Source organism: Candidatus Atribacteria bacterium (assembly GCA_011056645.1).
Classification (GTDB): domain Bacteria; phylum Atribacterota; class Phoenicimicrobiia; order Phoenicimicrobiales; family Phoenicimicrobiaceae; genus Sediminicultor; species Sediminicultor quartus.
Genome location: DSEL01000034.1, coordinates 1 through 9,978 on the forward strand (window position 1 = coordinate 1; position 9,978 = coordinate 9,978).

7 protein-coding genes, 2 pseudogenes and 4 riboswitches are annotated in these 9,978 nt (G+C 36.8%); of the genes and pseudogenes, 6 read left to right on the forward strand and 3 right to left on the reverse strand.

Annotated features, from left to right (window positions below; genetic code table 11):
* Nucleotides 1–278 precede the first annotated feature (278 nt).
* The 5 genes from ENO17_01350 (at nucleotide 279) to cobS (ending at nucleotide 4,361) form a co-directional block, all read left to right on the forward strand.
* Nucleotides 279–899, forward strand: a complete 621-nt coding sequence (locus ENO17_01350; protein ID HER23703.1) for a hypothetical protein — start codon at nucleotides 279–281, stop codon at nucleotides 897–899.
* Between the two features lie 37 nt (nucleotides 900–936).
* Nucleotides 937–1,106, forward strand: a riboswitch (cobalamin riboswitch).
* A gap of 91 nt (nucleotides 1,107–1,197) precedes the next feature.
* Nucleotides 1,198–1,851 (forward strand): histidine phosphatase family protein, encoded by a 654-nt coding sequence (locus ENO17_01355; protein ID HER23704.1) that lies wholly within the window; start codon nucleotides 1,198–1,200, stop codon nucleotides 1,849–1,851.
* Nucleotides 1,852–1,855: 4 nt separating this feature from the next.
* On the forward strand, nucleotides 1,856–2,920 hold the full coding sequence (cobT, locus tag ENO17_01360) for a nicotinate-nucleotide--dimethylbenzimidazole phosphoribosyltransferase (GenBank protein ID HER23705.1): 1,065 nt from the start codon (nucleotides 1,856–1,858) through the stop codon (nucleotides 2,918–2,920).
* Nucleotides 2,921–3,022: 102 nt separating this feature from the next.
* On the forward strand, nucleotides 3,023–3,571 hold the full coding sequence (gene cobU, locus ENO17_01365) for a bifunctional adenosylcobinamide kinase/adenosylcobinamide-phosphate guanylyltransferase (protein HER23706.1): 549 nt from the start codon (nucleotides 3,023–3,025) through the stop codon (nucleotides 3,569–3,571).
* A 7-nt stretch (nucleotides 3,572–3,578) separates the two neighbouring features.
* Nucleotides 3,579–4,361, forward strand: coding sequence for an adenosylcobinamide-GDP ribazoletransferase (gene cobS, locus ENO17_01370; protein HER23707.1), 783 nt, complete (start codon nucleotides 3,579–3,581; stop codon nucleotides 4,359–4,361).
* 217 nt (nucleotides 4,362–4,578) lie between these two features.
* On the opposite strand, the gene ENO17_01375 is transcribed toward cobS, so the two are convergent.
* From ENO17_01375 to ENO17_01385, 3 genes and pseudogenes are all read right to left on the reverse strand, one after another.
* Nucleotides 4,579–4,779: a hypothetical protein gene (locus tag ENO17_01375; protein HER23708.1), complete on the reverse strand. Its 201-nt coding sequence runs from the start codon at nucleotides 4,777–4,779 to the stop codon at nucleotides 4,579–4,581.
* Nucleotides 4,780–4,873: 94 nt separating this feature from the next.
* Nucleotides 4,874–5,464: pseudogene (locus ENO17_01380) on the reverse strand (hypothetical protein).
* Between the two features lie 492 nt (nucleotides 5,465–5,956).
* A pseudogene (locus ENO17_01385) lies at nucleotides 5,957–6,973 on the reverse strand (DEAD/DEAH box helicase).
* Nucleotides 6,974–7,395: 422 nt separating this feature from the next.
* Nucleotides 7,396–7,504: riboswitch (glycine riboswitch) on the forward strand.
* A 365-nt stretch (nucleotides 7,505–7,869) separates the two neighbouring features.
* Nucleotides 7,870–7,954: riboswitch (cyclic di-GMP riboswitch) on the forward strand.
* A 275-nt stretch (nucleotides 7,955–8,229) separates the two neighbouring features.
* A riboswitch (cyclic di-GMP riboswitch) is annotated at nucleotides 8,230–8,320 on the forward strand.
* 96 nt (nucleotides 8,321–8,416) lie between these two features.
* Here ENO17_01385 and ENO17_01390 point away from each other — a divergent pair.
* Nucleotides 8,417–9,730, forward strand: coding sequence for a leucine-rich repeat domain-containing protein (locus ENO17_01390; protein ID HER23709.1), 1,314 nt, complete (start codon nucleotides 8,417–8,419; stop codon nucleotides 9,728–9,730).
* Nucleotides 9,731–9,978 lie beyond the last annotated feature (248 nt).

The window sequence follows — 9,978 nt, forward strand, 5'->3', positions numbered from 1 at the left end:
ATATTAATTATATATATTCTGGTACTTATTGCAAATTTAAAGCTCTTAATTAGAAACAAGAGGTAGTCTATTTTCTTTCCAATAAAACAAAGTACAGTTATGCTGACCATAAAATACTAAAGATATAATATTACATAAAGGAATGATAGGTTATATAGATATTTCAGATAATATAATCAAATTTGTGGCAAAATAACTTCCGATTTAAAACAATTGATGCAATAAATGAATAATTCAGGTATAATAAAAAAACATTTCCAGTGAAGGAGAAAAAGGTATTGCTGTCCACTTTTTTATTAGAAGTAGTTTTGATATCTTTATCCGGGGTAATAGCTCCCGGGCCGGTTACCGCTGTCACGGTCAGCAAAGGAACTAAGTCTCCTCATGTTGGAGCAATGATCGCCCTGGGACATGGTATAGTAGAAATCCCATTAATGATCTTAGTACTTTATGGTTTTGGCGATATACTAAAAATTACTTATGTCAAAGCGATAATTGGATCACTGGGTGGTTTATTTCTCCTGAAAATGGGCCTTGGTTTACTAAAGGGAATTAAGAAAACAAAAATTGATTCAAGCAATGGTCCAAATTCTCCTTTGATGGCTGGGATTATACTTACTCTGGCTAATCCTTATTTTCTGATCTGGATGGCAACTATCGGTTCCATTCTTATTTTCCGATCTTATGCTTTTGGCTTACTCGGTTTTATTATCTTTGTGATTGCTCATTGGTCATGTGATTTTTTATGGTTATACTTTCTTTCTGCTTTATCTTTTAAAGGTGGGCAGTTTTTTGGCAAAAAACTTCAACAGGCTTTATTTCTAATCTGCGGATTGTTTCTCTTATTTTTTAGTACCAAATTCATCTATGATGCAGCAAAAATAATCTTTTCTTTTTAAATACCGATGTTGTTTTTTTTCTTTTTTTAAGTTATAATTTTTTAAAATAAACTAAATATTTAAATATAAACAACCTGAGGGAAGAGTGGTGAAAATCCACCGCAGTCCCGCTACTGTGATGGGAGACAAAAGCTGCCCTAAGTGTAAAAATGCAGCAATTAGTCTGAGCCCTGAGCCAGGAGACCTTACTGTTTATTAATATAGAATCACCTCTTCGTGGAGAAAGAGGGTGATATTTTTTTATCTTATTTATAAGTAGATCCTAAAAAGTGACCAAGAAAGGGAGAAGTTTGTAGAAATGGCCATAAAATTACTTTTGATTCGCCACGGAGAAAGCTACGGCAATGCCCAGAAAAAATTTTCCGGTTCTCAAGATGTAATTTTGACTGAAAAAGGTATATGGCAGGCAGAGAGATTGGCTTATCGCTTAAAAGGACTGCCAATAGATGCAGTTTATTGTAGTGATTTAAAAAGAGCTGTCCATACTGCCAACATAATCTTTGGGAATAGAAATATAAATATAATAATTAATCCAAATTTACGGGAAATGAATTTCGGAATTTGGGAAGGTAAAACCTTTGAGGAAATTGAATTAAAAGAGGGAGCTAAATTTACTTCCTGGATGGAAAATCCCGATGAAAGAAGCATTATTCCTCAAGGAGAGAGCTTAGCTCTATTGAACAAGAGAATTATGACCGAAGTAAACAGGATATTACAAGAACATAAAGATGAAAATAATGATAAAACCATTGCTATAGTCTGTCATGGCGGAGCTATCCGAACGATTCTTTGTAACGCTTTAAATATTGAATTAAAAAATCTTTGGTATATAAAACAAAAATCAACCGCTTTGAATATTATAGACTATTATGATAGCAGAGGATTTGTTTCACTGATCAATGATACTTCTCATCTTGAAGATTGGTGGGAAAGCGGATTAGCTCAGGAGTAAAGAGATGAATGAAAAAATAGAGCAAACTATTAAAAATATTAAACCTGTCCATCTTAAGCTAATGGAAAAGGCACAAGAAAAATTAGATAATCTTACTAAGCCCCAGGGAAGCTTGGGAATATTAGAAGATTTTGCCAAAAGGATAGTAGGTATATCGGGAAATCTTTCGCCGGACATTAAAAGAAAAGTAATATTTTTAATGGCTGGGGATCATGGAGTTGTAGAAGAGGGTGTAAGTGCATATCCCCAAGAAGTAACCTTTCAAATGGTATATAATTTTATTCGAGGGGGAGCAGGTATCAATGTACTGGCTGGGCATACAGGAGCTGAAATTGTGCTGGTGGATATGGGCATAGCCAAAGATTTTCCCCCGGAAGAGAAGATAATAAGAAAGAAAATAGCTTATGGAACAAATAATATAGCTAAAGGGGCGGCTATGAGTAAAGATGATGCAGAAAAAGCGGTCATTGCCGGGATTGAAGTCTTTGAAGATGAATTAAATAAAAAGAGAATTGATCTAATAGGATTAGGAGAAATGGGGATTGCCAATACTACCCCAAGTAGCGCTATCGTAGCCTGTTTGACTAAATCTAAAGTGGAAGAGGTAACCGGTTCAGGAACCGGTTTAAATCGGGAACAAATCAAAAATAAAATTGAAATAATAAAAAAAGCCTTGAAAGTGAATAAACCAAATCCCCAAGACGGACTTGATGTTTTATCAAAAGTAGGGGGATTTGAAATTGGGGGATTAGTAGGTTGCATTTTAGCTGCTGCTTCCCATCGAGTTCCTATTGTGATCGATGGTTTTATTTCTTGTGCTAGTGCCCTAATTGCCATTAATTTGGCTCCTTTAGTTAATGATTATATATTGGCGAGTCATAATTCGGTAGAAAAAGGACATAAAATTGCCCTGAAATATATTGGGAAGGTTCCGATGTTTGACCTTGGTATGCGGCTCGGTGAAGGAACCGGTGCGGCTTTGGGTATCAGTTTTATTGAAGCCGGGGTTAAAATATTAACCCAAATGGCTACCTTTGCTCAAGCCGGGGTAGATAGTAAAAACTCATAAATTAGTCGTTAGTGAATAGTGAATAGTCGTTAGTATTAAATTAATGTATAGCGTAGTAAAGCGTACAGCGTTTAGCCTATAGGAAAAGGAAGAGAAAATTTTATGGCCAGAGGGAAATTAATTTTTATCATCGGGGGAGCCAGGAGCGGGAAGAGTAGCTTTGCTGAAAAAATAGCCGCCAAAATAAGTAAAGAAGTAGCTTATATCGCTGCCGCTCAACCTTTGGATGAAGAGATGGCTCACCGAATAAAAAAGCATCAAGAAGATCGGTTAGATACTTGGGAAACTTATGAAGAACCGATAAAAATCAGAGAATTAGTAAGCCGTTTAGGTGTAGAAAAAGAAGTTATTCTTATCGATTGTTTGACCTTGTTAACCTCTAACCTTTTATTGAGAAAAAAAGAAAGAGTAGAAGACTTCAAGTGGCAAGAGAAAATTTTATCAGAGATTGAGAAATTAGCTGAGGTTTCTTTTAAAGCGCCTGCTCAAGTGATCATTGTATCTAATGAAGTTGGTATGGGTTTAGTTCCTGAAAATCCCCTCGGAAGAGTTTATCGGGATATCCTGGGCAGAGCAAATAGTATCATTGCTGATAAAGCTGATGAGATTTTTATGATGATCTCAGGGATACCATTAAAAATAAAGGGCTGATCAAATAATGAAAATTTTAAGAGATCTGTCTTTAGCTCTACGGTTTTTAACTGTTATCCCCATAATTTCCTTTCCCCCTTCTAATCATACTAATCAAAATGACGAAGTGTTAGCAGAAAACTTTGCCAACTCTATGGCCTTCTTTCCCCTTGTAGGCATGTTAATAGGTTTATTGCTGGTACTTTTAAGACGGATATTTTATTACCTCGTTGTTTCTTCGTTGGTGGGTGATGCTTTGGTTTTCGTTTTTTGGATCTGGCTAAGCGGAGGGCTGCATTTAGATGGTTTTGCCGATAGTGTAGATGGATTTTTGGGAGGACACGATAAAGAAGAAATACTAAAGATCATGAAAGATAGTTCTACCGGGGCAAAAGGGGTAGTAGCTTTAGTTTCTCTTTTATTATTGAAGTTCGTTCTTATGGTGGAGATGCCTTTATTCTTAAAAGATATGGCCTTGTTTTTTACTCCCGTTATAGGGCGCTGGAGCATGGTGGTTGCTGCTTTTTTGGGTAAGCCAGCCCGCCTTAACAACAGTATGGGTAAATTATTTATGGACTATATTAGCTGGCGAGAGGCTATTTTCGCCAGCTTAACTATGGTTGTTATAGGTATTCCATTATTTAGGCTATACTTACTTCCTCTGGTGATGGTAGGAATAGGGATAATATTATTAATATTAAAATATTGCCAACGGAAGATTGAAGGTATAACCGGAGATATACTGGGAGCAATAAATGAAATCGTTGAAGTTTCTATTCTTTTAACCCTCTGTTTTTTTGGGATCAAATAAAATAAGTTTATAGTAAATATAAGAATCTATAAAAATATATCACACTTACTTTACCTCTTTTATCTCTATTTAATTTTCCCCAACTCTATCTTCACCCCTGTCCCTATTTTCTTTCTACGACTAACTACTGCCATAATTTTTTACCTCCTTTCTTTTTTAGTCTCTACTTAGTAAGAGCAAAAAGGAGGTGATTTTACAAAAGGAAATTAAAAATATTTCAAAATATTTTTAATTTATTGATTCCTTTCTTTCTAATATAATTTATCGCCTGTTGGGTAAGGGTATAAAATTTTGCAATTTCTTCATCTTTGTATCCTTCCAAATAATATAGAGTGATAATATTCTTTTCTCTTTTACTTAAACGCCCATAACCTTTTTCCCGGTTTATATTGATCAAGATGTTTTCTAATCTATCCATACAATTTTCTCCTTTCAATCAAAAATAGTTACAAGTTACAAGCAGTAGGGGACTGGCTACTTTTTAATAAAAGTTGCCTGTCCCCTCCCTCCGAGAAGTCTTTCAGTATCCCCTCAATGAATTCCCTCTTAAAATCTAATTTAACCAACCGTTGTCTTATCACCATCATTCTTTCTTCTCCTTCCTCTTTTATTTTTTTAAAATTAGCAGCAACAGCATCTTTTCCTCTGTTTGTTGTTGTTATATGGTTATTGTTAGGATTGTTATTGTTAGGGTGCAAATTTTGGACCTGGTCAAGTACAAATTTTGGACTTTCCGTGTCCAATTTTTGGACCTGGCCGGGTACAATTTTTGGATTCTTTATGAGAGTAACCTTATAGAGGTTAGACTGATAATTTCCTTGAGCAGATCTTCTACCTGTGGTTTTTTTAATCAGGCCGTACTTAAGAAGAGTTTTTTGATAACTGATTAGACTATTTTTAGACATATCTAAGCTATCGCCTAAAGTGGACAGTGCCGGCCAGGCAATATCTTTTTCTTTATGACAATAGGTAAGTAGTTGGATATAGAGCAAAACCGGACCTTTACCTAATACCCTTACCCATTCTGTTAAAAAATTATTTGGCATAATGATGTAGCCTTCTTTGGATGATTTGGTTTGTCTATTTAGTTTTTCTTTTTGCATCTTTTTTCTCCTTCGCTCAAAATAGTTTTCAGTTATTGGTTTTTAGTTTTAAGTCTTGTGTAGGGGGCGGATTCATCCGCCCCGCCGGGAGGGGACTGGCTGCTTTTTAATAAAAGTTGCCTGTCCCCTCAGGTTCCTGTACTCTAATTTCAGTCGAATTTCAGTCGAATTTAGGTCGAATTTCCGTCGAAAGACATTCATTGATAAAATAAAAAAATCCGGACAGCTTTTTAAACTGTTCGGATTTGATTTAATCATTGATTAGCTTAAATAAAAAAAATCCAGACAACATAATGGTTATCTGGATTTTAATCAAGATAAAAATATTATATTTTTAAAAAATTATGGTGGTTTTTGTCTTAATTTACTTTTAATTTATCTTCTTCTAAATTCAACATAATTCCCCTTCGAGAAATTACTTTTAAAATATCTTTGACCCTTTTATTATTCTTTTTATTATTACCAATAATTTTTAGAATGCCTCTTCTTATTCTATATAAATGACAGATTATCTGAACGTAAGTGGCATCCTGCTCTTCCGCCCATATTCTCTATGTCGCTAAAGGTCAGGCTGGCTACCCGGATATCCTGGGAATCCCCATTCATGCTTTCTACTTTATCTATGGAGAGGATCACATTTTTAAAAGGGAGATTAACGCCCATGGCCAAAGTGGTAGTCGCACAGACGATTTTAATTTCCCCGCTTTGCAGATAATTTTCTACCAGGTTTCTTTCTTCCCAGGAAAGGTCGGAACTATGATAGGCTACACCCTTTTCCAAAAGAGCAAGCAGGTTATCCCGGGTTAAGGTCTCCTCCATATGCCTTAACTCCTCTATGGCTTTTTCTGCCGGACAGTCTTCCAGCCTATCAGCCAGCCACTGCGCCCACCTTTTACATTCTGCCCTGGTAGGGAAAAAGAGGAGGGTAGGTTCATTATTTTCGGTGAAATATCTGACGGTTTCCAAAATATAATCTTCCTGGCAATTATCCCGGACAGCAAGCTTATGAAAAAAAACTTCTTCTCCAACCTTTTTTTCATTATGGGTAATATATTTAAAGACGCCTTCTCTTACTATTCCCTTTCGCAGTTCTACCGGACGCAAATAAGAGCTCAACAGCCGGCAGGGAAGCCATTGCAAAAAACCCCTCTGATTTTCTAAAAATGCCGAAAGTCCAATGATCTTGATCTTTTGCTCCTGTTCTTGTAAGCCGACCAGTATCTCCTCTAAAAGGGGACCTCTAACGGGATCATTGATGATCTGCATCTCGTCAATAATAACCAGGGAAACTCCGCTTAAAAATGCCGGATATTTTAACAGGAAGTAATAAAACTTTTCATAGACCATGATGGCGATCTTAAATCTTCCGCTGCCGATCCTGGTATCGTCTTCCTTCCGGTCACGGGATGAGATAACTACATCTATTCCGCAAGGATGATACATCTCTTTAAAACGCCGGTACTTTTCCTCGGCTAGGGTCCTCAAAGGGACCAGGTAAATGGTCTTCTTATTTAGCTGCCAGAGCAGGGTCACATGGCATTGACTTATTTGACCATTATACCGCTGTCATGCTTTTAGGAATTACCCGGATGTTTGATGGTATTCCAGATATAATATATTGCCAGGTTTACAGCTCTATCCAGACCATTTAGAACGCAAAATTGCCGAGCTATCCACTAAATTTCATAGTAAAGGCTAGAGTTATTCTCAAAATAAAGGCTATATTAAAAGTCCTAAAACCGCCCAATAGGGGGAGCTTGCTAATTCCCAGCCCTTTGGCCTTTTGCTGAAGGGCTTTTTGTTTTTTTTAAATTATTTTTCAAAAAAAGATTTCAAAAAAAGATGGATTTTTTAAACAAGTGTAGTATAATATATTAGACAAGAAAAGATTTTATGTCGCATGATTTTTGAAATATTATATGGTAACCTGTATGAGGGTAACGGAAGAGACTTTTTCTTTCTATTGCAAAAGAAACAGCACCGAAGAGGCAAGATACCAAAAGTATTAAATCTTTCAGGTAAAAGTACCGTTGCCGGACAGAACTCTGAAGAGCTTTATAGCAAAAAGCACCAACGAGGCAATTCCTAATCTTTAGGGGAACACTTACATAGTTTACTAAAAAATCATTTCCTGATTTTCTAGGAAGAATCTTTCAGGTAAAAGGACAGAGTAAGAAAGTAGTATCATTATTTTCTTACTCTGTCCTTTTATTTTTTACACTATTTTAAATATATAGTGAATGGATTTGACTGCGTAAGATGATATAAAAACTAGTGGATCATCCCAAAGAGCAAATATTGATAGCTAAAGTTTGGATTCTCAAATAATAGATTCTCTTTCAAGCCAGATAAAATGGTAATTAAAAAATTAAGGAGGTATTCCTATCGAGAATAGAGAAGCCTTAAGCTGAGAAAGGTAAACCATCCGCAAGGATGGGACGCAAAGTCACGAGTCCCATCGCTTCACCCCGGGATTGTCGGACTGCCTGATTATCGCCCCCTCATTAGTATAGACAGTTTTAATCGAAACATCACTTATGTTTTTTAAGTATTGCACCATCGTCGCCGAATATCTATCTATTTAAAAAGTATCTTTCCATCACATGGAGATGATACCGTCCGGAAATAGCAGTGCTTACACTAAGAAGAGAAATTATGGTTATAGTATTTATTACAATAAGGAAATAGCTAAAATTACATCAGAGTACCATCAATTTATGACGATAAGAGGAGAAATTGGGGAGGTGATACCTACCAAATAGAAAAGTTGAAAAAGGCAAACTATTCGAAAGAATAGGACGCAAAGTTATGGGTCTATAGTCTAAATCTTTTAGACAGGATTGCCAGACTTCCAACTTTTAATATTAGATAAAGATTCATGCTAGTCTGCGTTACATGTAGGAAGTACTTTTGTTCTATATTTTAATATAAAAAGAAAGGAAGTTTTTTGTAATGAAGAAAGTATTGTTTTTAATGGTATCTATGTTGGTTTTAGGATTGTTCTTTACCGGATGTAGCGATATCGCAAACATTACCACACCGAGCGATGTCGATTCCTTGGAAAAAAATTCATCACCTGTAACATGGACTGGGCAGGGATCGAATGCGTTGACATGTGAATTGATTGGCACCAGCGAAGAACGCACCGAAGATGGCTGGATCCACTGGGTTCTTAACGGAACCAAAGACGTGAATTATGCCCAGCTTGTACTAGGAGGTTCCGGATCCGGGACCGATCCATATGAGCCAACAAAGTATGGATCTGTGCTCCAGTTCTTTACTCCCTACTTCGATTTGGATACTCTCACTGCGGATGTAAATTACAGTGGATCATTAAAAAAGAATTCGCAGTTCGTCATCTCTGACTACTGCCCCGGAGATTCTGGAGAAGAGCCGACCACCCAGTACACCCTGACTGTTAATATCGTTGGTAATGGAAGTGTAGAAGTTAACGATGTTCTCTACACAGTACCCGTGACAGTAGACGAAGGCACAGTTCTTGGCCTGGAAGCCATTGCTGATAGCGGCTGGCAGTTTGACGGTTGGACCGGAGACCTGGTAAGTAGTAATGCTACCGAATCGATCACCATGAATGGAAATAAAGCAATTACTGCAAACTTCTCTGTGTTTACCTACACATCAGAATCGTGTTTTAATTTCAATTCCTCAACAGGAACAGTAACTGGTTATATCTGTAGTGGTGGAGATGTATCTATTCCACCCACGATAGGTGGGACTGCCGTGCTGGCTATTGGCACTCAAGCGTTCTCTATGAAGAGTCTTACCGGTATTTTAATACCCGAGGGTGTGACCAGCATTGGTTCAGGTGCATTTGTGGGCAACGTGCTCCACTCAGTCATCATTCCAAATAGTGTGACGTCTATTGGTAACGAGGCATTCAACAGCATCCAACTTCAATCACTCACTATCGGAAGTGGTTTGACGAGCATTCCTTATTCTGGATTTGCCTTCAACCAACTCACCTCAGTCACTATTCCAGATAATGTGACGTCTATTGGTCAATGGGCATTCGCCTATAACAATCTTATCTCAGTCACCATCGGTAGCAATGTGACCAGCATTGGTTATTATGCATTTTATGGTCCGAACAATAAAATTACCCAAATTACCATAGGGGCTAATGTAACTATTGATAGTAATCTCGCTACAATGGGAGCAAATCCTGGATTTAAGACAGCATATGACAATGGAGGAAAACTAGCAGGAACCTACAATTATACCGGTGGTGTCTGGGTAAAAGAATAAGCTCAAAGAGAACTGATTACAGAAATCACTAAATTACTGTAGTAGACAATCGTGATATGAATAGACAGAAAAGAGGGACAGGTTCTGGAAACGGAACCTGTCCCTCTTATATTAATAAAAACTATAATAAAGAGGGACAGACACCTATTTTCTTAAATAATTAATATTTTACTTTTAAATTAGTAGGTAACCCGATAAAGGGTAAGATCTTCCAATGTAGCAAAGACATGCTATGTTAACCACATGAC

Excerpts from the sequence above, each read along its gene's own strand:
- ENO17_01355 (HER23704.1), top strand. The coding sequence starts at position 1,198 with ATGGCCATAAAATTACTTTTGATTCGCCACGGAGAAAGCTACGGCAAT.
- cobT (HER23705.1), top strand. The coding sequence starts at position 1,856 with ATGAATGAAAAAATAGAGCAAACTATTAAAAATATTAAACCTGTCCAT.
- cobU (HER23706.1), top strand. The coding sequence starts at position 3,023 with ATGGCCAGAGGGAAATTAATTTTTATCATCGGGGGAGCCAGGAGCGGG.
- cobS (HER23707.1), top strand. The coding sequence starts at position 3,579 with ATGAAAATTTTAAGAGATCTGTCTTTAGCTCTACGGTTTTTAACTGTT.
- ENO17_01375 (HER23708.1), bottom strand. The coding sequence starts at position 4,779 with ATGGATAGATTAGAAAACATCTTGATCAATATAAACCGGGAAAAAGGT.
- ENO17_01390 (HER23709.1), top strand. The coding sequence starts at position 8,417 with ATGAAGAAAGTATTGTTTTTAATGGTATCTATGTTGGTTTTAGGATTG.